We start from the raw sequence: 23,408 nt of genomic DNA, 5'->3' as shown, positions 1-23,408 counted from the left end.
GGCCTCAGCCCGCCGTCGCCAGCCGTTGCCCCGCAGCCCGCTCCACGGCGGCCTGCTCCTGGGCCGCCCGCTCCCGCGCGGCCAGCGCCACCTGGCGCAGCTCGGCCGTGCACATCATCAGCCTGCGGGTCGGCAGCCTGCGCACGTAGTGCTCCACGTCCGCGCCCAGCGCGAACACGTGCACCGGCACCCCGCCGCCCCGCCCGGCGGTGACCGCGTGCCGCAGCGCCGCCAGCACCGCCGGGTGCCTGGTCTGGTAGGTCGCCGCCACCAGGTGGTTGCCCCGGTCGGCGGCCAGGTAGAACTGGATCAGGTCCTTGGTGCCGACGAACAGCTCGCTCGCCCCGGCCACGCAGAACTCGGCGGTCGAGTGCACCGCCGCCGGGGTCTCCACGAACACCCCCAGCGGGGTCCCCCCGTCCAGCCCCAGGTGCGCGCGCAACCGCTCGAACTCGTCGCGGTCGTTGATGAACGGCACCGCGAAGCTCACCCGGTCCGCCGCGGGCCCCGCCAGCTCGCGCACCCGCTCGCGCAGCGCGCGGAACGCGTGCGGGTAGTTCTCCTCCGCCAGCAGCCAGCGCGCCCCGTGCAGGCCCAGCTCCGGGTTCGGCTCGCCCTCCACCGGCACGCCCGTGGTGATCTGCGCGGCGTCGTCCGAGCGCAGGTCCAGCAGGCGCATCACCAACCGCTGACCCGGCAGCAGCTCCGCGAGCATCCCGCACAGCTCGTCCGCCAGCGCCGCCCCGTACCGGCGCGCCCCGGCCACCCCGGAGCGCAGCGCGTCGATCGGGCTCAGCTCCGCCGACAGGCAGGCGAACTCCTCCCGGATGAAGTAGCTGTCCACCTGCGCCACCCCCGGCGACAGGGCGTTGACCGCGCGCACGTCCGTCGCGTCGGCCACCACCACGCACACCGAGTCCACCTCGTCCAACCGCGCCGGGGCCGGACCGGGGGCGCGCGGGGCGGGGACGGCCGCGCCCAGCAGCACCGACTCCCGGTCCAGCCGCACGGTCACCTCGCCCACCAGCGCCCCCAGCTCGGCCGGGGCCACCCGGAGCACCGGGATGCCCCGCGAGCGGCACAGCGACTGCATGTGCCCGGTGCGCCCGCCCCGCGCGCACACCACCGCCGCCGACACCACGATCGCCTCGTACAGCTCGGGTCCGAGCGATTCGGCCACCAGCACCGCGCCCGGTATCGGCTCACCTCCCCGGTTGCACTCGCCGTGCACGCTCGCGGTCGGCGAACCGACGAGCACCACTCCGGGGACCTCACGCACGCTCGTTGCCGTCATGCCCCGAGCGTGCTGCCCACCCGACCTCCTCCGCATCTCCTCCCGTGCGCGGTCCTAGTACATCCACAGTGGACTAGTCGACCGGCAACCCCTGCTGCGAAAGGGTTTCGGCCAGGCCGAGGCGGTCGCGCAGCTCGCGCGGGGTGACCGACAGGTCGTTCAGCCGGGTCGACGCGGCCTCGTTCACCGCCGTCCGCAGCTCGCGCGTCGAGGGCGCGCTCCCACCCCAGCGCTCGCGCGCCGACCGCACCGCGCCCGCCAGCTCCCCGGCCAGCGCGGTCCGCTCCGCCAGGGTCGCCGCGGCCATCCGGCGCACGTCCAGGTCCACCGCGCGCTCGAAGTCCGCGCGCGCGGCCGGTTCCGCCGCGTCCGGATCGGCCTTCGCCGGGCCGTAACCGGACTCCAGGCGGCGCAGCAGCGCCGACGCCACCCCCACCGAGTGGTTCTTGATCGCGGCCAGGTTGAACGAGAACGCGCCCAGCCTGCCGTTGCGCACCACCTCGTCGCCCTCGCGCGGCCCGCCCACCGCCCACAGCCCGCCCCGCTCGGTCCCGCCGGGGCACAGCAGCGCGCCGTCCGCGTCCACCTCGACACCGCGCCCGGTGCGCGCGTGCGGCACCGCCAGCCCGGTGCGCAGCAGGGTGCGCCACAGCGCCGAGTCCACCCGCTCGTAGTCCGGTTCCCGGCCGAAGTTGGAGATCACCAGGTCGGCCGGGAACTCGCGGCCGTCCACCAGCGACACCACCAGCGAACCCCCGTCCACCGCCCGGATGCCCGCGACCCTGCCGGACTCGGCGGTGACCCGGTCGCCGTCGGCGAGCGCGGCGTCCACCACCCCGGTGGTGTGCTCGACCGCGCTGACCCGCAGCGTCGCCAGCAGCCCGCCGTGCGCGTCCAGCAGCGCCCGCAGCTCCGGCGTGGGGATGCGCGCCATCACCTCCGGCAGGTGCGGCTCCCAGGCCTTGAGCACCCGCTCGGCCACCACGGCGGGCGCGACGTCGGGGTGCTCGCCGACCAGCGCCTCGCACGCCCGCCGCCACTCCGCCAGCCAGCGCCGCACCAGCGCGTCCCTGCCCTCGTAGCGGGGCGCGGACAGCCGGGGCGGCGGCAGGTCGAGCACGCGGTGGCGGTGGTCGGCCGGGTAGGTGCGCAGGGTGCGGCCGGAGCCGGACAGCATCCGGACGCGACCGGTGTGGCCCCGGCGCAGCAGCAGCGCCGCCGAGTCGTAGGCGCTCAGCAGCGTCCCGACGATCACCACGCTCGCCTCGGGCGGGACGGCCAGCACGCGCTCCAGGCCGTCGCGGGAGTACGGGCGGCGCACGAACGCCGGGTGGTCGGCGACGTCCGCCGCGAACGGCAGGTCCTTCTCCTCCAGGCCGGTGGCGAGCACGACGTGGTCGGCGGGCACGCGCTCGCGCCCACCGCCCTCGGACGGCGGGCGCTCCACGACGACGAGGTGGCCGTCGTGGTCCGGTTCGACGTCGACCACCTCGCCGTCCACCTCCACCAGGCGCACGCCCGGCGCGGCCTCGCGGGCGGCGGCGGCCAGCCGGTCGGCCAGGTAGTCGGCGTACACCCGGCGCGGCGCCGGGCCGGACTCGGTGAACTCGGTCCCGCGCCACTCGTCCGGCCAGGCCGAGCGGTCGGCCTCGGTGTTGGCCCAGGAGACGAAGTCGTCCACGGCCTCGCGGAACACCGACATGCGACCGGCCTGGATGTTGAACACGTGGTGCCAGTGGTTGCCGTCGTGGTGGTAGGCGACGCCCGCGCTGCGGTGCGCGGCCCTGCGCTCGACCAGGCGCACCTCGACCGGTTCGGCGGCGAACCGGAGCAGGCGGATCGCGGTGGCCGTGCCTGCCAGGCCCGCGCCGACGATGACCACCCTGCGGGGGCGGTCTGCTGGAAGCGGCATTCTCTGGGGGTCCTCTCGGGGGATGGCCGGGGCGCGGGGAGGGCTGGGGTGGTGGTTCCTGGGGTGGGAACCGGGGCGGTTGAAGGACTTGGGGCGGGAACCGGGGGCGGGGTGTGGTTCCTGGGGCGTGGGGAGGGGAGCGGGGCCAGGCAGAGGCGAGGGCTGGAACTGGGAGGGGTTGGGTCTGCGGCGGGGCTGGATTTGGGCCTATGGCCCATGCCGGGGCTTGGGTTTGTGCTCGGTCCGGTCCGGGGGCGGTGGGGACAGGGGCGCGGCGGTGGTTCGGGTGTGGCTGCGGGGCCGGGGTGTTCCGGGTGCGGGACGGGGTGGTCGCGCTCCCGGAGCGCTGTGGTCAGGAGCTGCGGTCAGGCACCGGTGGTGAGCCAGGCGCGCAGGCCGGACGTGGTGGGTCTCGCGTCGGGGAACGCCTCGGCGAGCACGGTGGCGTACCGGCGCGCCTGCGGTGACGACAGGTCCGGCGGGGCGAGCCAGGGCGCGAGGTGGTCGCCGGTCGGCGCACCGTCCAGTGCGAGGGTGCTCGGCGCGGCCGGGTCGACGGGGACGCCCAACCGGTCCGCCTCCGCCCGCACCACCTCCAGGGCCCGCGCCGAGCGCGGCGAGGCGTCCGCGCGCACCGCGAACGGGCCGCCGATCGCCGCGACCTCCGCGCGCAGCGCGCCCGCGTCCTCGTCGGACAGCTCGGGCAGCGGAAGGTCGCCGCGCCCGCCCGCGAGCCTGGCGGCCAGCACGGCGGACGCGTAGTCGGGCCCGTCCGGGCCGCGCACGTCCCGCCCGGTCCACGCGGTCTTCCCGGTGTCCACGACCACGGTCGTCCGCGCGCCCGCCCCGGCCAGCCACAGCTCGCCCCTGCCCTCGTCCAGCCACACCAGCGCCCACCGCCCGCCGTGCCCGGCGACCGGTTCGGCGGGGACCAGCGCGGTGGGGGAGTTGCCCACGGACAGGTCGGCGTCCGAGGTCTGCACGAGGTTCCAACCGGGCATGTGCGGCACCACGAGCACGTCGACCACGCCCCCGCCCAGCTCCGCGCGGGACAGCAGCGGATCACCGGCGGTCGGCGACACCAGCCAGCCGGAGGCGGTGACGTGCCCGAGCGCGGCCAGCAGCACCGCGCCGAACGCGCCCCCGACCACCCGCGCCGCCCGCGTCGGCGGGCACAGCGCCAACCAGGACGCGCCCGCGAACGCGGCGATGAGCGCCAGGTAGGACAACGTCGACGGGGGAGCGGCGAGCACCGCGTCCAGCGGGGAACCGGTCGTGAGGGTAGAACCGGCGTCGAGCGTGGAACCGGTGTCCAGGGCGGAGTCGACGTCCAGGGCGGACCCGGTGTCGGGCGTGGGGCCGGTGTCGAGCGCGGAGCCACCGGCGGGGCTGGAGCCGTTGGCGAGTCCGGAACCGGTGTCGGGCGTGGGGCCGGTGTCGAGCGTGGGGCCACCGGCGGGGCTGGAGCCGTCGGTGAGTCCGGAACCGGTGTCGGGCGTGGGGCCGGTGTCGAGCGCGGAGATACCGGCGGGGTTGGAGCCGTCGGTGAGTCCGGAACCGGCGTCGGGCGTGGAGCCGTCGCCGATCGCGGAGCCACCGGCCTGACCGGAGCCATCGGCAGGCCCGGAACCACCCGCCGAACCGGAGCCGCTGTCCGGCCCGGAAGCAGCACCCGGTCCCGCGCCGTCGGCGAGTCTGGAACCGCTGTCCGGCCCGGAGCCGTTCGCCGAACCGGCGCCGTTGGCCAGCCCGGAACCGCCGTCCAGCCCTGGGCCGCTGTCCGGCCCGGAACCTTCGGCCGTGTCCGCAGGCGGTCCGGCGTCGGCGGGAGTGCTCGCCGAACCGGTCGCCGCGTCCACCGCCGGTCCGGGCGCGGGGGCGACCCCCGCCGGGTCGACGGCCGATCCTCCACCGGCCGCCGAACCCGCAGGCGCGCCCCCGCCAGTCGGCGCGGACCCGCCCGCAGGCGCGCCCCCACCCGCCGCCGTCCCGCCGGCAGGCGCGCCCGCACCCGCTGCCGTCCCGCCCGCCGTCCCGCCCGCAGGAGCGCGCAGCGCCGCCACACCCACCGCCAGCGCCACCGCCGTCACCCCGGCCGTCGCGGACCAGCCCAGCAGCGGGCGCGGGCCGCGCAGGACCGGGGGGAGCACCAGCAGGGCGATCACCACCACCGCCGCCTGGTCCGGCATCCAGTTCGCGCCCGCCGCGAGCAGCGCCGCGATCCCGCCGAGCGTCGCCGCCCCGGCCGCCGCCCGCCGGGACCGCTCGCCGGGGTGCGCCGGGGCGACGGCGCGCAGCAGCGACCAGGACGCCACCAGCGTCACCGAGCCGAGCAGCAGCAGCCGCAGCAGGGTGAAGCCGAGCGGCAGGCCGACGGCGCCGTGGTCGTGCACCGGCTCAGGCCGCCGAGGTCGCCGGGGCGGCGCAGGAGCAGGCCATGCCCGCGCGCTCCTCCGGGGTCGGCCGCATGTGCTTGACCACCGCGACGACCATCGGCACGGTCACCAGGAAGTTGTAGAACAGGTGCAGCTCCACCCTCGGCACGATCAGCTGGATCACGCTCGTGGGCACCGGCTTGCCGAGCAGGTACGCGCCCGTCGACGCCTGCACGATCAGCAGCAGGTGCTCGAAGTGGTGCCAGAACTGGAGTCCCAGCGTGAGGTCCCACCACTTGCGCGACCGGCCGGTGAACCCCTTCCGCAGCGCGAAGAGGAACACCAGCATCACCAGGGCGAAGCCGTAGTGCATCACCTCGGACTTGACCAGCCACGGGAACCACAGCCCGAGCACGCCGCCCGCCCTCGGGGTCGGCCAGCCCAGCACGTAGATCTGGTACGCCTGCGCCAGGTGCTCCGCCCAGTGCGCGACCACGATGGCGGTGAAGGCGTACAGCGCGGGCTTGTGCCAGCGCGTGTTGAGCGCCGCGCCGGTGAGGCGGGCGCCGGAGCGGGTGGGTAACGACGCGTCGACCACTGTTCCTCCTGGATCGGTTGTCCCGGTCGGGTGCTGCTCGTTCCGGCGCCGCTCGTTCCGGTGCCGCTCTTTCTTGAGCCGGGCGGTTTCGGAACTGCGGACCGTTCCTGACCAGCCAGATTATCGGTCGCGGCGGCTCGGGAGAACGGGTTCGCGCCGATTGGGCAACCTCGGAGAAACCCGAGCGGCGTTCGGTGCCAGGATGGGGTTCGGGCCCGTTCCGAGAAGCGCGGAGGTTACCCGCCGGTCGGTTGGCGGATCTCCGAAGTGCCCCGCGCGGTCGGTGCTCGCGGAACCGGTCGCGGCGCCTTGTTGGGCCGGTCGTGATCGTTCACACCCCGTCCGCACCAGTGCGGTTTCCGCGCTTCGAAGCGGGAGAACGGGCGTGAGGTGCGGCGCGACGGTCCGAGCGGGACCGGTCGCGCTTGGACGGTGCCGCGCCATTCGTCCTCCCGATGGCCGCCGCGCGACCGGTCCGCAGTGGACCCCGCCGCGCCCCGCGCCATCCGGAGCGGACTGTTCGCTGAGGTGGCGGGCCTCCGCGCGCGGCGACCGCCGACCCCGCTGGGGCGGATGACGGCGTCGCCGCTGCCCCGTGCCGCCCCGCGGCCGGGCGTTCCGGTGGAGGGGGTCGGATCCGGGTCTCGCCGGAACGGTCCGGTCGGTGCGGATTGTCCGACTGCGCTCGGCTACCGGATTCGGCGCGCACTCACTCGGAAGGTCTAGCAAACACCGGGCGCCGGGTGATGAAAATAATTTATCGGGTCACCCTCCGGGGTGAGGCTGAAGGCAATGTCAAGATCATCCGCCGGTTCGCGGAGTGATCGCGAACGGCGGAATCGGGAGCCGTATTCGCTGCTTGCGGAGGTTGTTTGGGTCAGGTAGCTTCCGGAAATATAGCAGGTGGATTAGTTGGGCCCGGAGTCGCCGAAATTGTTTTCGCTAACGCGTCGTGGCGCGGCGCGGGCGCGTTTTCGCCTCCGCACGCGAGGATGGGAGCCCAGGTGGAGGAAGTCGTGGAACAGGCAGTCGGTCGCGTCATCGAATTCATGCGCAGCAGCATGGGCGAGCAGTTCACCATCGACGACATGGCCCGAGCGGCGATGTACAGCAAGTTCCACTTCTCCAGGGTCTTCCAGCGCGTCACCGGCGTCTCGCCGGGGCGGTTCCTGTCCGCGATGCGGCTGCAGGAGGCCAAGCGGCTGCTGGTGTCCACCACGTTCACCGTCACCGACATCAGCCACCGCGTCGGCTACACGAGCGTCGGCACGTTCAGCTCCCGCTTCCGCGCCAGCGTCGGCGTCTCGCCCACCACCTACCGCCAGCTCGGCGGCTTCCCGCCCCGGACGTCCGCGCTCGTCGCCGCCTCCAGCCCGGTCGGCCCAGCCGCCGAGGGCGGCGGGCTCGGCGAGGTGCGCGGCAGGGTCGGCGCGCCCTGCGGCGACGTGCCCGGCCCGATCTTCGTCGGCCTGTTCCCCGACCTGATCCCGCAGGGCGCCCCGGCCCGCTGCACGGTGCTCGACCGCACCGGCCCGTACACGATCACCGACGTGCCGCCGGGGACCTGGCACGTGCTGTCCACGACGGCCTACCCGTCCTTCGCGGGCAAGCCCGCGCGGGCGACCGCCGAACCCCCGTCGGTCGCCTCCGCCGGGCCCGTGACGGTGCCGCCGGGGGAGCTGGTCGAGCGGATCGACCTGGACCTGCGGCCGAGGGGCGTCCTGGACCCGCCGGTGCTGCTGGCGCTGGTCGACATCCGCACCATCGTGCTCGCCGCGACCGCCGCAGGCTGAGCGCACGGCTGAGGCCCACCGCTCCCCGGAGCGGTGGGCCTCAGCCGTGCGTGGGGAAGTCCGACCCGCGCACGGGCGCGCCGCTCCTCCCCACGCGGGGAGGAGCGGCGCGCCCAGGCAATCCGGCTCAGCCCGCGGCCACCCGCGCCCCGCCGGGCAGGCCGCTCGGCGCGCCGTCCAGCACCGGGTCCGCCGCCGGGCCCACCGCCGCCGCCCGCTCGGCCGCGACCCGCGCCGCCGCCTGCTCGCGCGAGCGGTCCACGAAGTGCAGCGCCCACAGGAAACCGCCGCGCACCAGGCACACGATCGCGGTGGCGAAGAAGATCCCGTACGGGATGCTCATGCCCATCAGCACCCCGTACACCAGCGCCACCCCGCCGCCGAACGCCACCTGCGACGCCGGGCGCGACGGCGAGGTGCCGGGGTCGGTCACCATGTAGTTGGTGAACAGGATGAACGCCACCCCGGTCATCATCCCCAGCCCGGCCGGGATCGACACGTCCAGCAGCACCCCGCGCACCACCGCCTGCACCGCGAAGCCCAGCAGCCAGGCCAGGATCAGCCACATCCGGCCGGTCAGCGCCCCGTTCAGCATCGACCCGGCCACCAGGATGATCAGCGGGATCACCCAGTCCCAGAACGTGCCGACGTGCTCGGTGAAGTGGTACGGCGGCGCGGTCGACGCCCACGGGAACACCAGCAGGATCACCGTGATCCCGAAGTTCGACGGGTTCATGAAGTGCCGCAGCCGCCCGCGCACCGGCGCCCGCAGCACCCACTTCGCGCCGACCGCCACCACCACGCCGAACACCATCACCCAGACCCGGTCGTTGACGTAGGTCAGCATGTTCACCGCGAGGCTGGTGATGTGCGCGGGCAGCAGGAAGTCCGCCAGCCCGCGAGCCCCGCCGCCCGCGAACCTGGGCGCCCTGCCCTCCTGCCGCGCCGACACCGCCTCCAGCAGCAGCTCCACCGAGTAGCCGGTGAGCACCGCGATGAACGGCCACAGCCACGGCTGCTCGAACCCGAGCACGGTGTAGCCGAGCGCGTTGAACACGCTGATCGAGATCGCGAACCGCCGCAGCGCGGTGGTCACCTTCGGGTCGTGCCTCGGCGCGCCCGCACCCTGCCCCGTCGCCACCACGCCCGTCGTCGTGCCCGTCACCGCGCCTGCCGTCGTGCCCGCCACGTCACTCACCCTCCTCGACCCGCTCGCCCAGCCGCAGGTCGTGCCAGCCCGGCTCCAGCGACAGCTCCTGCTCGTGCGCCTGCCCGTCCCGGTCGCGCCAGGAGATCCGCGCGCGCACCGCCCGGTCGTCCTCGCCCAGTCCGAAGTGGACCTCGTGGGCGCGCTTGCCGGAGTGCCCGCTCCCGCCGTCCACCCGGTTCACCAGAACCCGGCCCGACGCGGTCGTCACCTCCACCTGCGCGCCGATCACCGGCGAGCCCGCGCCGGGGAAACCGCTTTCCGGGCGCTGTCCCTCGTGGGTCAGCCGCAGCCCCAGGAAGTTCCCGGACCGCTGCGAGGTGTTGCGGTAGAACACCGGGTCCTCCCACTGCCGGGACACCGCCATGTCGAGCCTGCCGTCCCCGTCCACGTCCCCGGTCGCGATGCCCCGCGTGGGCACCGGCACGTCAAGGCCCAGCTCGTGCGACAGGTCGCTGAAGAACCCCTCGTCGCCGGTGCGGGCGAAGAACGCGAACCGCTGGTGCCCGCCGACGTCGTCGCCGGGACCGACCACCGGCCACCACAGCGGGTTCGCCAGCAGCGCGTCGTTCGCGGTCGCCAGCTCCTGCAGCTGCGGCCAGCGGTTCACCTGCCCCTTCACGAACCCGGTGGCCTGCGCGATCTCCAGGCCGCCGCTGTTGTCGAAGTCGGCGAGCTTGACGTCCCAGCCCCAGCCGGACCAGGCCACGTGCAGCGGCGCGCTCTCGTCCTCCCACACCGCGCGCCCGGCGCCCAGCTCGCGGGCCACCTCCGACCGGTCGCCGGTGGTGCTCAGGAACGCGAAGTGCGACTCCTCGATGCCGAACGAGGTGGTGATGTTGCTGACGTACATGTCGTACACGCCGTCGCCGTTGAGGTCGCCGAAGTCCACGCCCATGCCCTTGAACGAGTCCTGGCCGACGTTCTTCGACTTCGGCTCCATCGGCCCGCGCGAGCCCTCGGCGATCCGGAACCGGATGCTGCCGGGCGTGGACTCGTTGTGCAGCAAGCGGTCCGGGCCGAAGTCGTGCGCCAGGTACAGCTCGGGCAGCAGGTCGCCGTCCAGGTCGTTGGAGCCCGACGCCAGCGCCCAGCCGCGCGAGGCCTCGTCCGGGATCACGCCCTCGGCGAGCTCGAAGCTCGCGGTCGGCCGCCCGCCCTCGCTGCCGCCGGTCCAGCGCAGCACGTGGTCCTCGCCGCCGTTGAGCGCGCTGGACATGGAGGCGTTCATCTCCACGCCGGTGCTCTGCGCCGGGTCGAGCACCGGGCCGTCCGGGAAGTAGTTGCCGATGTGGACGTCGTCGTGGCCGTCGCCGTCGAAGTCCGCGACCGTCGCCGAGTTCGAGTTCCAGCGCGGCCCGTCGTAGGTCCCGGAGCCGTTGCCCGGCACCAGTTCCACCGGCTCGTACGCGTCCTGCGCGAGAGCGGTGGCGTCCGCCCTGGCCAGGTGCAGGATCGGCGTGCGACCCCACAGGTAGACCAGCAGGTCGATCCGGCCGTCCTCGTTGAAGTCGCCGGGCACGCAGCCCATCGGCGCCATCACGTCGTCGACCGGGAGCGACCCGGAGGACAGGGCGAACGGCTCGTAGCGGGCCGCCTCGCCCGCGACGGGGGCGGGCGAGACGACGACCTGGTCGGTGCGCACGTCCACGTAGCACAGGTCGTTGGACAGCCCGTCGCCGTCCAGGTCGTTCAGCGCCACCGCCGAGCCGACCGAGGAGATCCACGCGTTGATGTGCGCGTAGCGCTGGTTCACCGGGCGGATCGAGCGCTGGGTGAACCCGCCGGGCAGTGCGATCGAGGCGGGGGCGAACCCGAAGCGGGAGGCGAGGTCCCGCCGCTCCTGCGCGGACACCTCCGGCGACCTGGCCGCGGTGAACGAGGCCGCGACGAGCACCAGCGCCAGCGCGCCGGGCAGTTGCCCGCGCAGCCATCGGGCTGTGGAGGACACGGGGGTGGCTCCTTCCGGGGACGGGGTTGCCGCGACGCCCGCGCGGCCGGGGTGCGCGCGGGACCCGCGCCAGTGCGCCGGGACGGCGCGGGCGGGTTTCCGGGCGGGCGAACGGAAAAAGAGTCGCAGAGCCGATCGCGGCGGGGCTACTCCGGACTTGCTCACCCCATTCGACCACCACCCCGATCACTACTTCGACAACCGAACTGCTTGCGATCTGAAATCGGTAGTGCGCGTTGTCGGCGCGCGTTGTCGGGGGCGCCCACGACAACACGCGCGCGCGGAGCCCGGAACCGCTTGCCCGGAAAGGCAATCGGCGAGAAGTGCGGGCAATGCCCGCCGTGTGATCCTCGTGCCGCGGGTCGTCCCCACCAGGAAGAGGTCAGGCATGATCACGCTGGAAACCGTGAACGTCGAGATCGACGGCCCCAGGGCCACCATTTACCTCAACCGCCCGGACAAGAAGAACGCCATGAACCCCCAGATGCACGGGGACATGAACCGGGCGCTGGACGCCATCGAGGAAGCGGGCACCGTCAAAGCCGTCGTCGTCACCGGCAACGGCGACAGCTTCAGCTCGGGAATGGACCTGGAGGAGTGCTTCCTGCGGCCGTTCGACGACCCGCAGCTGTTCCACCGCACCAACATGGTCGCGCTGACCTGGTTCAAGCGCCTCAAGGCCTTCCCGGCGGTGACCATCGCCAAGGTCAACGGCTTCGCCTTCGGCGGCGGGTTCCTGGTGACCGGCCTGTGCGACCTCGCGGTGGCATCGGAGACCGCGCTGATCGGCCTGTCCGAGATCAACTTCGGGATCTTCCCGGCGGGCGGCGCGACCTGGGCCGCGACCCACAACCTGGCGCGGAAGCAGGCCCTCTACTACATCCTCACCGGTGACGCGATGACCGGAAAGGACGCCGAGCGGCACGGGCTGGTCAACCGCGCGGTGCCCGCAGACCAGCTGGACGCGGCCACCGACGAGCTGGTCGGCAAGATCGTCAAGAAGAACCCGATCACCCTCCAGCTCGCCAAGCAGGTCTACGAGGGCACCACGCGGCTCGACCTGCCCGCCGCCATCGACTACGACCAGGCCAAGCTCTGGGAGCTGTCCCGCCTGAGCGGCAACGAGTGGATCAACGTCGCGCTGCGCCAGTTCGAGAAGCGCAGCTACCAGCCTGGCCTGAGCACCTACGACCGAGGCGAGAAGGAAGCGGTCCGATGATCTTCAGCGGGCCCCCGGTGGACGTCCCCGCCACCAACCTCAGCGAGTTCGTGCTGCGCCGCGCCGACGCCTACGGCGACACCCCCGCCGTCGTGGACGTCTCCGGTGGCGGGCAGCTCACCCACGCCGAGCTCGCCGCGACCGCGCGCGGGTGCGCGGCCGGGTTGCGCGCCAAGGGCTTCGGCCCCGGCGACGTGCTCGCCGTGCTCTCCCCGAACTGCCCCGAGTACCCCGCGATCGCCCACGCGGCGACCGGCGCGGGCGGGGCCGTGGTGGTGCTCAACCCGCTGGACACCGAGCGGGACCTGGCCGCCCGGCTCACCGAGTCCGGGGCCCGGCTGCTGGTCGTCGCGCCCGCCGACCTGGAGCGGGGGACGGCGCTGGCCGCGAAGGCGGGCCTCGACGAGGTGCTCACCACCGCCCCCGCGCCCGGCGCCCGCCCCTTCACCGCGCTGGCCGACGACGCGGGCGACCCGGCCGCCGGAGCGGTCAGGGAGCTCGACCCGGCGCGCGACCCGGCCGCCCTGCTGCACTCCAGCGGCAGCACCGGCCACCCCAAGACCGTGGTGCTCACCCACCGCAACCTGGTCGCCAAGGCGCTGCTCACCAGCATGGTCGCCCCGATCGAACCGGGGGAGGTGGTGCTGGCCGTCCCGCCGTTCCACCACGCGTTCGGCCTGACCATGATGATGAACGCGACCCTGCTGCAGGGCGGGACCCTGATCACCGTGCCCCGCTTCGACCCCGAGGCCTTCCTGCGCGCGATCGAGGACCACCGGGTCACCCGGCTCTACGTCGTGCCCACCATGGCCGTGCTGCTGGCCAGGAGCCCCCTGGTCGACCGGTACGACCTGTCCTCGCTGCGCTCCATCGTCTCCGGCGGCGCCGCGCTCGACCCGGAGATCGCGCGCCTGGTGCGCGAGCGGATCGGCTGCCGCATCGCCCAGGGCTACGGGATGACCGAGTCGATGGTCTCGTTCATGCAGTCCGACCACCCCGCCACCGACTCCTCGGTCGGCACGCCCGCGCCGGGCGTCGAGTGCCGCGTGGTCGACACGGGCACCGGCGAGGAGCTGAACGCCGAGGAGATCGGCGAGGTGCTCATCCGGGGCCCGCAGGTGATGCGCGGTTATCTGGACGCCGGGGCGACCGACACCGCCGCCACCGCCGAGGTGCTCGGCCAGGACGGGTTCCTGCGCACCGGCGACCTCGGCTACGTCGGCTCCGACGGCGAGCTGGTGCTCGTGGACCGCATCAAGGAGCTGATCAAGTACAAGGGGCAGCAGGTGTCCCCGGTCGAGCTGGAGTCCGTGCTGCTCAAGCACCCCAAGGTCGCCGACGTCGCCGTGGTGGGCGTGCCGGACGAGGAGGCCAGCGAGGTCCCCAAGGGCTTCGTGGTCGCCAGGGAGCCCGCGACCGCCGAGGAGCTGATCGCGTTCGTGGCCGAGCGCGTCGCCCCCTACAAGAAGATCCGGCGGATCGAGTTCGTCGACCGCATCCCGCGCACCCCGGTCGGCAAGGTCGAGCGCCGCGCGCTCCGCGACCGCGCCGCCTGAGCCGCGCCGACCCACCGGTCCCGAGGAGGAGAGCAGATGAGCAGTCCGCAGGTCGTGAGCAGGGCGGAGTGGTTGCAGGCCCGCAAGGCCCTGCTGGAGAAGGAGAAGGAGGTCACCAGGGCGCGCGACGAGATCGCCGCGCAGCGCCGCGCGCTGCCGATGGTGCTGGTGGAGAAGGACTACCGGTTCCAGGGCCCGGACGGCGAGCTGTCGCTGCTGGAGATGTTCGAGGGCCGCCGCCAGCTCGTGGTCCGCCACTACATGTACAGCCCCGGCGCCGAGGAGGGCTGCATCGGCTGCTCCATGCAGGCCGACAGCGTCGGCGAGCTGGCGCACATGTGGGCGCGCGACACCACGTTCGCCATGGTCTCCCGCGCACCGTACCCGGACTTCCAGCCGTTCAAGGCCCGCATGGGCTGGACCATGCCCTGGTACTCCTCGTTCGGCAGCGACTTCAACTACGACTACGAGGTCTCCACCGACCAGGGCGAGTCGCCGGGCGTGAGCGCCTTCTACCGCGAGGACGACCGGGTCTTCCACACCTACTCGGTGTTCGACCGGGGCGGCGAGATCTTCAAGAACTTCTACAACTACCTCGACATCACCCACCTCGGGCGCCGCGAGGACGAGCTGGAGCACCCGTGGGACTGGTGGCGGTTCAAGGACCGCTACGAGGCCGCCGACTCGTCCGGCCCCGGCGAGAACTGGTGGAACAACACCAGGTTCAAGGGCTAGCGACCACCGACGACCCGTGGGAACGACCCACCGCGACGATCCGCACCACCACCGGGAGGCAACCACCATGAGCGACTTGTCCGGCAGGACCACGATCGTCGTCGGCGCCAGCCGGGGCCTCGGCAGGGGGATCACCGCCGCGCTCGCCGACGCGGGCGCCCCGGTGGTCGCGGTGGCCCGCACCGCCACCGAGCACCCCGCGCCCGCCTCGGGGCCGGGGGAGGTCCGCGCCGAGGTCGTGGACGCCGCCGACGGCAAGTCCGCGACCGAGCTGATCCGCCGCCACGAGCCGCACGCGCTCGTGGTGGTCGCGGGCGCCGTCCCGGTCATGCGCCCGCTGCAGGAGCAGGACTGGGAGAGCTTCTCGGTCAACTGGGAGACCGACGTCCGGATCACCTTCGACTGGCTGCGCGAGGCGCTGACCGCCCCGCTGCGGCCCGGCGGCCGGGTGGTCGTGGTCAGCAGCGGCGCGGCCCTGAACGCCGACGGCTCCCCGCTCAGCGGCGGCTACGCGGGCGCGAAGGCCATGCAGCGCTTCCTCACCGGCTACGCCCAGGGCGAGGCGGACCGGGCCGGGCTGGACCTGTCGTTCACCGCCGTGCTGCCCCGCTTCGCCCCCGAGACGGGCGTGGGCTCGGCGGCCGTCGCCGCGTACGCGGAGCGCGCGGGCGCGCCCGTCAAGGCGTTCCTGGAGCACCACAAGCCGCTGCTCACCCCGGAGATCGCCGGACGGGCCGCGGTGGGGCTGCTGAGCGCCGACACCGTCGCCCCCGCCTACCTGCTCAGCGGCGCGGGACTGCGCGAGCTGCGCTGAGCGCGCGACCCCGGTGAAAGGGGGGCGGGACCGGAGTGCTCTCCGGTCCCGCCCCCCTTTTTTCTTTCCAGGTCGGCGAAAACGTTGCCGCATTCCCGGAGAAAGCTCGCAGCACTCCGGGAGAAGCACCCCGCCGAACCCGCTCCCATACTGGGTCGGAGCTGTTCCACAGCGCAGGCCGCCAGTCCGGGAGCGCAGATCCGGTGGTGAACCGCCGGTCCCGGCGCGCGGCCCCGATTCCACTCACTCATCCACTCAGAGCCGGGCGGGAGGCGACTCCCGGTGGCGTGCGGCGGGGAGATCATGGCTGATTTTGCTGAGCGAACGCGGAAACTGGTTCCGGGCGTGGTGACCGTCCTCGTCGGCGCGTCGCTGCTGGCGGTCGGGCACACCGCCGTCGCGGTTCCCGGAGCGCACGACATCGCCGCGCAGTACGGGTTCCGGGAGCTGCCCATCGAGCTGCCACCCGGCTACGCGGACCTGCCGATGAAGGACGTCCGGGAGGTCAACCCGGAGTTCCACCGCATCCGCAGCTGGATCTCCTCGGTCGGCGCGGGCATCGCCCTCAACGACCTCACCGGCCACGGGCGCGCGAACTCGCTGTGCGTCGTGGACCCGCGCACCGACGAGGTGATCGTGACACCGGCGCCCACCGCGCCCGAGGAGGACCGGTTCGCGCCGTTCCTGCTCGACCCGGCGCCGCTGCCGGTGGGCCGCGCGATGGCCCCCACCGGCTGCACGCCGGGCGACTTCAACGCGGACGGGCGCGCCGACCTGCTGGTGAGCTACTGGGGGCGCACCCCGGTGCTGTACCTGGCCAAGGAGAGCGCGCAGCGCGTCGAGCTCGCCTCCTACCACCCGACCGAGCTCGTCCCGCAGGTCACGCAGGACGGCGACTACCACGGTCCCAAGTGGCACACCAACGCCGTGACGGTGGGCGACCTGGCGGGCAACGGCCGCCCGGACATCATCATCGGCAACTACTTCCCCGACTCCGACGTGCTGGACCCGCAGGGCCAGAACAACGTCTCCATGAACGACTCGCTGTCCAGGGCCCTCAACGGCGGCGGCAACCACGTGCTGCGCTGGACCTCCGGCTCGGCCGGTGACGAGCCCAGCGCGGCCTACGTGGAGGAGGACGCGGCGATCCCGCACCTGGCCGCCAACGGCTGGACCCTCGGGCTCAGCAACGCCGACATGACCGGCGACGGCCTGCCCGAGGTGTACATCGCCAACGACTTCGGCCACGACTTCATGCTGCACAACACCTCCACGGCCGACCGCATCCGGTTCACCCCGGTGCTCGGCACCCGCACCCCCACCACGCCCAAGTCGTTCGTGCTGGGCAAGGACTCGTTCAAGGGCATGGGCGTGGACTTCGCGGACGTGGACCGCAACGGCAGCTTCGACATGGCCGTCAGCAACATCACCACCGCCTGGGGCCTCGAGGAGAGCCACTTCCTGTGGGTCAACGACGCGGCCGAGCCGAAGGCGCAGGCCGAGGCGATGGGCGGCGGCAAGGCGCTGTTCACCCAGCGCGGCCAGGAGCTGGCCACCGCGTGGTCCGGCTGGGGCTGGGACATCAAGATGGGCGACTTCGCCAACACCGGCAACCTCGACGTCGTGCAGACCACCGGGTTCGTCAAGGGCGACACCGACCGCTGGCCGTGGCTCCAGGAGCTGGCCATGGCCAACGAGATGCTGGTGTCCAACCCGGTCATGTGGCCCACCCTGCAGCCCGGCGACGACATCTCCGGCCACGAGGCGCCCGCGTTCTTCGCCAGGGGCCGCCACGAGGAGCAGTTCGTCAACATCACCGGCGAGCTGGGCCTCGGCGTGCACCACCCGAGCCGGGGCATCGCCATGGGCGACAGCACCCGCAGCGGCGCGCTCGACCTGGCCATCGCCCGCCAGTGGGGCCCGCCCTCCTTCTACGCCAACACCGCGCCCGACCGGGGCGGCTACCTGACGCTGCACCTGTACCGCCCGGTGGACCGGCCGAACACCGGCCTCACCGGACCGGGCAGCCCCGCCTACGGCGCCACCGTCACCGCCCGCACCCCCGACGGCAGGCAGCAGGTCTCGCAGCTCGACGGCGGCAGCGGCCACGGCGGCAAGCGCAGCTTCGACGTCCACTTCGGCTTCGGCGACTACACCGGCCCGGTCGAGCTGACGCTGTGCTGGCGCGACCTCGACGGGCGGCTGCACGAGCAGACCACGACGGTCGACCAGGGCGACCGCACCCTCTACCTGACCAGCACCGCACAGGAGGTCCCGGTCCGATGACCGCCACCGCCCCCACCACCGACCGGGCAGGCGACGGCCAGGCCCCCGCGCCGACCATCCCCGCCCCGAAACCGCCCAAGCTCGACCCGCGCTACGTCGCGCTGCGCAACTTCGCCCTGTCCATCAGCGTGTTCAACGTCTTCGGGTACACGCTGCTCGGCTTCGAGCAGCCGTGGCTGTGGCCGTTCATCGCCGTCCTGGCCGGGTACACCACCGAGATCGTGCTGGAGGTGGTCAGCGCCTGGGCGTACGAGCGCGCCCCCCGGTTCGCCGGGCGCGGGATGCGCGGGGTGTACGAGTTCCTGCTGCCCGCGCACATCACCAGCCTCGCGGTGAACATGCTGCTGTACGCCAACAACCAGCTGTGGCCGATCCTGTTCGGCGTGTTCTGCGGCGTCGCGGCCAAGCACGTGCTCCAGGCGCCGATCGCGGGCCGGATGCGGCACTACATGAACCCGTCGAACTTCGGGATCACGCTGGCGCTGCTGTTCTTCGGCTCGTGGATCAGCATCGCCCCGCCGTACGAGTTCACCGAGGAGGCGAACTACTACTGGCGGGTCATGATCCCGATCATCATCGCCACGGCGGGCACGGTCATCAACGGGCTGCTCACCAAGCGGGTGCCGCTGATCGTCGGCTGGATGGGCGGGTTCGCCATCCAGGCGTTCGTGCGGCACTGGATCTGGGACGTGTCGCTGTACAACGCGCTCGGCGTGATGACCGGGGTGGCGTTCGTGCTGTTCACCAACTACATGATCACCGATCCGGGCACCACGCCCACGAAGCCGGTCAACCAGTTCATGTTCGGCAGCGGGGTCGCGTTCATCTACGGCATCCTCATGGTGTTCAACGTCGTCTACACGCTGTTCTTCGCCACCGCCATCATGTGCCTGCTGCGCGGGTTGTGGTGGTGGGGCGTGCACCTGCGCGCCCGGCGGGCCCAGGACCCCGGTTCCCCGGAAACCGCTGCCGCGCGACCGGTCCCGGAGGCGGCGCGATGAGCGCCGGGGACGCGGAGCTGCTGCTGCTCGACGCGGCCGGGTTCGGCGAGCTGCGCGACCGGCTGGCCGGGCTCGCCGGCCCGCCCTCCGGGGGCGAGCTGCCGGAGCACGCGCAGGACGTGGAGGCCGAGCTGACCGGTGGCGCGCAGGCCCCGCTGCCGCTCGCCGCGCTGGCGGCCGAGCTCGCCGGGAGCCGCACCGGCGGTCCGGTGCGGGCCGCCGTCGTCGCCACCGGCGCGGCGGACGCGCGGCGGGCGTTCCGGGTGCTGGTCGAACTGCTGGACGCGGGCGCCACCAAGGCCTTCCTGCCCGACGAGGGGGTCTTCCTCGGCCGCGCCACCACCGCGCCCCGGATCGCCTACCTGTTCCCCGCGCAGGGCGGCAGGGTGGTGGGCGGCGCGGTGTGGCGGCGCTACCCGGAGGCCGCCGAGGTGCTGCGCGCCGCCCGCCTGCCGGACGGCCCCGACGCCGAGCAGCCGCGCGTGGTCGCCGGTTCGCTGGCGGCGGCCAGGCTGCTGGGGATGGCCGGGGTCGACGCGCACGTCGCGGTCGGCCACAGCCTCGGCGAGTTCACCGCGCTGAGCTGGGCCGGGTGCCTGGACCCGCGCGCGCTGCTGGAGCTGGTGGCCGAGCGGGCCCGCGTGATGGCGACCGCCTCGGCCGGTGGTGGCGCGATGGCCGTGCTGGGCGCCGGTTCCGACACCGCCGCGGCGCTCGCGGTGGCCGAGGACGTCGCCGTCGCGGGTGACCACGCGTTCGACGAGAGCGTCGTGGCAGGCCCCGCCGACGCGGTGGACCGGGTGTGCGCGGCGGCGCGGGGCGTTGGGGTGCGGGTGCACCGGTTGCGCGTGCCGCACGCCTTCCACACCCCGCACGTGGCGGGCGCGGGCGAGGCGATGGCGACGGCGCTCGGCCGGTTCCGGATCGGCCCGCCGCAGCGGGAGGTGGTCTCGACCGTCACCGCCCGCCCCGCCGAGGACCCGGAGACCCTGCTGCGCGAGCAGGTCCACCGGCCGGTGCTGTTCCGCCAGGCCGCCGCGCTGGCGCTGCGCGACGTCGACCTCGCGGTGGAGCTGGGACCGGGCCGGGCGCTCACCGACCTGGTGGCGCGCATCGCCCCGGACGTGCCCGCGCTGGCCACCGACACCACCAGCCCGACCGGCGCGCCGCTGCTCGCGGTGCTCGGCGCCGCGCACGCGCTCGGCGCCGACGTTGACCTGAAACCGCTGCTGCCACGGGAAGAGGTCCCGCACTGCTGCGCCGGGCACGCGGGGGTGGAGCGATGAGCACCCGACCAGCGGCCCCGCAGGTCTCCCGCCCCGCGCTGCGCGAGGCGATGCGGACCTTCGCCACCGGCGTCACCGTGCTCACCACGGCCGGTCGCAGCACCCACGGCATGACGGCGAACGCGTTCTCCTCGGTGTCGCTGGAACCGCCGCTCGTGCTGTGCTGCGTGGCGCGCACCGCGCTCATGCACGCGGCGATCACCGAGGAGGGCGAGTTCGCGGTCTCGGTGCTGGCGCAGGGGCAGGAGCACGTGGCCCGCTACTTCGCCGACCGGTCCCGCCCGCAGGGGGCCGCCCAGTTCGACGGCGTCGGCTGGCGACCGGGCGAGCGCACCGGCGCCCCGCTCCTGGCGGGCGCGCTGGCCTGGCTGGAGTGCCGGGTGGCGCACGCGTACGACGGCGGGGACCACGCGGTGTTCGTCGGCGAGGTGCTGAGCGCCACGACCGCGTCGGACGGCGCCCCGCTGGTGTTCTTCGGCGGCCGGTACCGCAGGCTGGACGAGGGGTGACCTGGGGCTGACCGGCGTCGACCGGGGCCGCGCCGACCTGGCCTGCACCGACCTGACGGGCGCCCGCGTGGGGGAGCACCTCGCGCGGGCGCCCGTCGGCGTGTCAGGAACCGCCAGGTGTTCGACGGCGCGTCCGGAACCGCCGGGTGTTCGTCGGCGCCTCCGGATCGTGCCAGCGCCCGTCAATCCGTCCGGATCGTGCCAGGGGCCCGTCACCCCGTTCGGATCGCGCCTGGGCACCTGTCAGCGCGCCTGGGCCGCGCCCGGCGCCCGTCAGCGCGCCCGGATCGCGTCGAGCGCCAGGTCCGCGAACCGCCGCGCGTCCGCGTCCCGCGCCTGCGGGGTGCTCGCCGACAGCCCGCGCCCGGCCCGCAGGAGCAGCACCAGGTCGGCCACGCCGAAGTCCGCCCGCACCCGCCCCGCCGCCTGCGCCCGCCGGGTCAGGTCCGCCAGCATCCGGTGCAGCTCGCGCCGCTGCGCCGCGATCGCCTCCCCGGTGCGCGCGTCCGGGGCGAGCGCCACCACGAACCCCAGGTTCCGGCTGTTCAGCACCACCAGCTCCCGCACCACCGACACCAGCCCCTCCCACGGGTCCCCGGCCGCGCAGCCCCGCGCCACGATCGCCTCGCAGTCCGCCATCTCCCGCCCGAACGCCGCCTCCACCAGCGCCTGCTTGGTGGGGAACCGCCGGTACACCGTCGCCGGGCCGACCCCGGCCGCGCGGGCGATCTCCCGCACCCCCACGTCCACCCCGCGCTCGGCGAACAGGGCGCGCGCCGCGGTGAGGACCCGCTCGCGGTTGTCGAGCGCGTCCGAGCGCAGGTGAGTCGTCCCGGCGGCCATCTGCCTCACTTCCGGTCGGGCGGACGGGGGCGTCCGTAGCGTCCGCAGGGTACGACGACCCGCGAGGACGAGGAGGGACCGGCGGTGCGAGCGGTGACCGTGGCAGGAGCTGGTGGACCCGAGGTGCTGGTGGTGGGGGAGGCGCCCGACCCGGCGCCGGGACCCGACCGGGTGCTGGTCAGGACCGAGGCGATCGGCGTGGGCGGGGTGGACGCGGTGCTGCGGCGCGGCGTCCTGGGGCTGGACTTCCCGCCGGACCTGCCGCTGGGCAGCGAGGTGGCCGGGACCGTGACGGCGGTCGGGGCCGACGTCGACCCGGCGTGGACGGGCCGCCGGGTGTGGGCGTTCACCGGCACGGGTGGGGGTTACGCGGAGTGGGCGGCGGTTCACCCGGATGATCTGACCGAGCTGCCGGAAGGCTTGTCGGCCATCGACGCGGTCACCCTGGGCAGCTCGGCCACCGTGGCGCACTTCGCCCTGGCGCACGCCCGCTTCGCGCCCGGCGAGCGCGTCCTGGTGCGCGGGGCCTCGGGCAGCATCGGCATCGCGGCGGTGGAGATCGCCGCCGCGCGCGGGGCGTCGGCGGTCGCGGTGACCACCTCGTCGCCGGAGCGCGGCACCCGCCTGCGCGCGCACGGCGCGACCCACCTCCTGGACCGGGCGGGCGGCGGCGACGGCCCCGAGGCGTTCGACGTCGTCCTGGACGTGGTCGGCGGCCCCGACCTGCCCGCGTTCCTGGACCGGTTGGCCCCCAACGGCAGGCTGGTCCTCGCCGGAGCCGTGGCGGGGTGGCCGCCGCCCGACTTCGGCGCGGCGCTGCTGCGCGGGTTCCAGCGCTCGCGCTCGTTCGCCACGTTCAGCCTGCTGACCGTGCCCGTGCCCGAGCGCAACCGGGTCCGCGCGCGACTCCTGGCCGCCGCGGCGAAGGGCGAGCTGAGCCCGGTCGTGCACACCACCCTGCCCCTGGCGGAGGCGGCCGAGGCGCACCGGTTGATGGACGCGGGCGAGGTGTTCGGCCGGATCGTGCTGCTTCCCTAGGGCGGCGGGCGGCGGGCGGCGGGCGGCGGGCGGCGGTTCGGGGAAGGGGGACCCCGGCCCGGCGCTGTCCACTGTGGACTCATTGTCGGGCGACCCTGCTCACGTCCCAGTGTCCTCGCCGACCGCGTCCACCCCGTCGTCCGCGCCCCCGTCCGCCTCCACCTCGTCCCGCCGCCTGCGCTCCGCCCGCGCCACCGACCGCCCGGCCGACGCCGCGTCGTCCCCCGCGCCCGCGACCAGGCCGCACAGCAGCGCCTCGTAGCAGCGCTCGGCGTCCACCGGCGGGATCAGGTAGCCGCCCAGCTCCAGGTTCACCAGGCCGTGCGTGGCGATCCACATCTCGTGCGCGATCAGCGCCGGGTCGCCCTCGCGGAACCGGCCCGCCGCGATGCAGCGGGTCACCCGCTCGACGGCGGTCAGCAGCGTGTACCGGCCGTACTGGCGGTCCTCCTCGGTGAGCGAGAACCCGGCCAGCGACTGGCCGCCGAACATCACCGCGTACAGGTGCGAGTTGGCCTTGGCGTTGTGCCGGTAGGCGTGCCCGAGCACCAGCACGTCCGCCACCGGGTCGTCGGTGTGCCTGACCCGGCCGAACTGCCGCTCCAGCCGGGCGAAGCCCTCGTGCGCCATGGCGCGCACCAGGCCGCTCATGCCGCCGAAGTAGGTGTACACGGCCATCGTGGAGGTGCCCGCCTCGGCGGCGATGCGGCGGGTGGAGAGCGCCTGCGCGCCGTGCTCGGCCAGCAGCCGCCCCGCGATGTCGACCAGCGCCGTGCGGGTCTCGGGTGCGAGCTTTCGCGGACTCACCGGGCCAGTGTCACACAGCGGGGACGCGCTCTCCCGGCTCCGGCTCAGACCGGTCGCCGGGCCTGCGCCAGTCCGAAGCGGCGGGGCGCGCGAGGCGCCGGACTGGCGGAAAGCGTTGTCGGGGAAGAGGGAAGCGCGGCACGGGGTCCACTGTGGACGCAGGGCGTCCGGTGGTCCGGAACGG

Annotated in this window: 18 protein-coding genes; 10 read left to right on the top strand and 8 right to left on the bottom strand. The window is 74.1% G+C overall.

Going from position 1 to position 23,408, the window contains the following annotated elements; translation table 11 throughout:
- Positions 1-4 precede the first annotated feature (4 nt).
- The 4 genes from LV78_RS14920 to LV78_RS14905 form a co-directional block, all read right to left on the bottom strand.
- A complete protein-coding gene (locus LV78_RS14920; protein WP_253845870.1) occupies positions 5-1,294 on the bottom strand; it encodes a putative PEP-binding protein in 1,290 nt (429 codons plus the stop codon).
- Between the two features lie 73 nt (positions 1,295-1,367).
- Positions 1,368-3,206, bottom strand: coding sequence for an FAD/NAD(P)-binding protein (locus LV78_RS14915; protein ID WP_253845869.1), 1,839 nt, complete (start codon positions 3,204-3,206; stop codon positions 1,368-1,370).
- A 365-nt stretch (positions 3,207-3,571) separates the two neighbouring features.
- Positions 3,572-5,599, bottom strand: a complete 2,028-nt coding sequence (locus tag LV78_RS14910; RefSeq protein ID WP_253845868.1) for a DUF6239 family natural product biosynthesis protein — start codon at positions 5,597-5,599, stop codon at positions 3,572-3,574.
- Positions 5,600-5,603: 4 nt separating this feature from the next.
- A complete protein-coding gene (locus LV78_RS14905) occupies positions 5,604-6,179 on the bottom strand; it encodes a hypothetical protein (RefSeq protein ID WP_253845867.1) in 576 nt (191 codons plus the stop codon).
- A gap of 1,049 nt (positions 6,180-7,228) precedes the next feature.
- On the opposite strand from LV78_RS14905, the gene LV78_RS14900 reads away from it, so the two are divergent.
- The gene (locus LV78_RS14900; protein ID WP_301306620.1) at positions 7,229-7,972 is read left to right on the top strand and encodes a helix-turn-helix domain-containing protein; all 744 of its coding nucleotides are present in this window, start codon (positions 7,229-7,231) and stop codon (positions 7,970-7,972) included.
- Positions 7,973-8,099: 127 nt separating this feature from the next.
- Here the strand turns inward: LV78_RS14900 and LV78_RS14895 are convergent, their stop codons facing one another.
- Both LV78_RS14895 and LV78_RS14890 read right to left on the bottom strand, forming a co-directional pair.
- The gene (locus tag LV78_RS14895; protein ID WP_372494906.1) at positions 8,100-9,161 is read right to left on the bottom strand and encodes an enediyne biosynthesis protein; all 1,062 of its coding nucleotides are present in this window, start codon (positions 9,159-9,161) and stop codon (positions 8,100-8,102) included.
- Position 9,162: 1 nt separating this feature from the next.
- On the bottom strand, positions 9,163-11,130 hold the full coding sequence (locus LV78_RS14890) for a CRTAC1 family protein (RefSeq protein WP_253845865.1): 1,968 nt from the start codon (positions 11,128-11,130) through the stop codon (positions 9,163-9,165).
- A gap of 388 nt (positions 11,131-11,518) precedes the next feature.
- Here LV78_RS14890 and LV78_RS14885 point away from each other — a divergent pair, with 388 nt between their 5' ends.
- The 8 genes from LV78_RS14885 to LV78_RS14850 all read left to right on the top strand — a co-directional run bounded on the left by LV78_RS14885 (position 11,519) and on the right by LV78_RS14850 (position 20,536).
- Positions 11,519-12,349 (top strand): p-hydroxycinnamoyl CoA hydratase/lyase, encoded by an 831-nt coding sequence (locus tag LV78_RS14885; RefSeq protein ID WP_253845864.1) that lies wholly within the window; start codon positions 11,519-11,521, stop codon positions 12,347-12,349.
- Entirely contained in the window at positions 12,346-13,905 is a 1,560-nt protein-coding gene (locus LV78_RS14880; protein WP_253845863.1) for an AMP-binding protein, read from the top strand. The genes LV78_RS14885 and LV78_RS14880 overlap by 4 nt, the downstream gene beginning before the upstream one ends.
- Before the next feature lie 36 nt (positions 13,906-13,941).
- Positions 13,942-14,640: a DUF899 domain-containing protein gene (locus LV78_RS14875; protein ID WP_253845862.1), complete on the top strand. Its 699-nt coding sequence runs from the start codon at positions 13,942-13,944 to the stop codon at positions 14,638-14,640.
- Between the two features lie 67 nt (positions 14,641-14,707).
- Entirely contained in the window at positions 14,708-15,454 is a 747-nt protein-coding gene (locus LV78_RS14870) for an SDR family NAD(P)-dependent oxidoreductase (protein WP_253845861.1), read from the top strand.
- 345 nt (positions 15,455-15,799) lie between these two features.
- Positions 15,800-17,740, top strand: a complete 1,941-nt coding sequence (locus tag LV78_RS14865) for a CRTAC1 family protein (protein WP_253845860.1) — start codon at positions 15,800-15,802, stop codon at positions 17,738-17,740.
- The gene (locus LV78_RS14860; protein WP_253845859.1) at positions 17,737-18,741 is read left to right on the top strand and encodes an enediyne biosynthesis protein; all 1,005 of its coding nucleotides are present in this window, start codon (positions 17,737-17,739) and stop codon (positions 18,739-18,741) included. Before LV78_RS14865 ends, LV78_RS14860 begins: the two co-directional genes overlap by 4 nt.
- A complete protein-coding gene (locus LV78_RS14855; RefSeq protein WP_253845858.1) occupies positions 18,738-20,027 on the top strand; it encodes an ACP S-malonyltransferase in 1,290 nt (429 codons plus the stop codon). The genes LV78_RS14860 and LV78_RS14855 overlap by 4 nt, the downstream gene beginning before the upstream one ends.
- Positions 20,024-20,536, top strand: coding sequence for a flavin reductase family protein (locus tag LV78_RS14850; protein WP_253845857.1), 513 nt, complete (start codon positions 20,024-20,026; stop codon positions 20,534-20,536). Before LV78_RS14855 ends, LV78_RS14850 begins: the two co-directional genes overlap by 4 nt.
- 273 nt (positions 20,537-20,809) lie before the next feature.
- On the opposite strand, the gene LV78_RS40755 is transcribed toward LV78_RS14850, so the two are convergent.
- Positions 20,810-21,379 (bottom strand): TetR/AcrR family transcriptional regulator, encoded by a 570-nt coding sequence (locus LV78_RS40755; protein WP_301306523.1) that lies wholly within the window; start codon positions 21,377-21,379, stop codon positions 20,810-20,812.
- 84 nt (positions 21,380-21,463) lie between these two features.
- On the opposite strand from LV78_RS40755, the gene LV78_RS14835 reads away from it, so the two are divergent.
- Positions 21,464-22,417 (top strand): zinc-binding dehydrogenase, encoded by a 954-nt coding sequence (locus LV78_RS14835; protein ID WP_253845856.1) that lies wholly within the window; start codon positions 21,464-21,466, stop codon positions 22,415-22,417.
- Positions 22,418-22,516: 99 nt separating this feature from the next.
- On the opposite strand, the gene LV78_RS14830 is transcribed toward LV78_RS14835, so the two are convergent.
- Positions 22,517-23,224 carry a TetR/AcrR family transcriptional regulator gene (locus tag LV78_RS14830; RefSeq protein WP_253845855.1) on the bottom strand — a complete coding sequence of 236 codons (708 nt, stop codon included), beginning with the start codon at positions 23,222-23,224 and terminating at the stop codon, positions 22,517-22,519.
- Positions 23,225-23,408: the final 184 nt, after the last annotated feature.

It is taken from the genome of Actinosynnema pretiosum (assembly GCF_024171695.1).
GTDB lineage: Bacteria > Actinomycetota > Actinomycetes > Mycobacteriales > Pseudonocardiaceae > Actinosynnema > Actinosynnema pretiosum.
This window is presented reverse-complemented; position numbering and strand designations above follow the sequence as displayed.

Bases quoted from the DNA above. Each gene is read 5' to 3' on its own strand.
- LV78_RS14860 (WP_253845859.1), top strand. From the start codon at position 17,737: ATGACCGCCACCGCCCCCACCACCGACCGGGCAGGCGACGGCCAGGCC.
- LV78_RS14870 (WP_253845861.1), top strand. From the start codon at position 14,708: ATGAGCGACTTGTCCGGCAGGACCACGATCGTCGTCGGCGCCAGCCGG.
- LV78_RS40755 (WP_301306523.1), bottom strand. From the start codon at position 21,379: ATGGCCGCCGGGACGACTCACCTGCGCTCGGACGCGCTCGACAACCGC.
- LV78_RS14915 (WP_253845869.1), bottom strand. From the start codon at position 3,206: ATGCCGCTTCCAGCAGACCGCCCCCGCAGGGTGGTCATCGTCGGCGCG.
- LV78_RS14920 (WP_253845870.1), bottom strand. From the start codon at position 1,294: ATGACGGCAACGAGCGTGCGTGAGGTCCCCGGAGTGGTGCTCGTCGGT.
- LV78_RS14885 (WP_253845864.1), top strand. From the start codon at position 11,519: ATGATCACGCTGGAAACCGTGAACGTCGAGATCGACGGCCCCAGGGCC.
- LV78_RS14880 (WP_253845863.1), top strand. From the start codon at position 12,346: ATGATCTTCAGCGGGCCCCCGGTGGACGTCCCCGCCACCAACCTCAGC.
- LV78_RS14900 (WP_301306620.1), top strand. From the start codon at position 7,229: ATGCGCAGCAGCATGGGCGAGCAGTTCACCATCGACGACATGGCCCGA.
- LV78_RS14875 (WP_253845862.1), top strand. From the start codon at position 13,942: ATGAGCAGTCCGCAGGTCGTGAGCAGGGCGGAGTGGTTGCAGGCCCGC.
- LV78_RS14850 (WP_253845857.1), top strand. From the start codon at position 20,024: ATGAGCACCCGACCAGCGGCCCCGCAGGTCTCCCGCCCCGCGCTGCGC.
- LV78_RS14855 (WP_253845858.1), top strand. From the start codon at position 18,738: ATGAGCGCCGGGGACGCGGAGCTGCTGCTGCTCGACGCGGCCGGGTTC.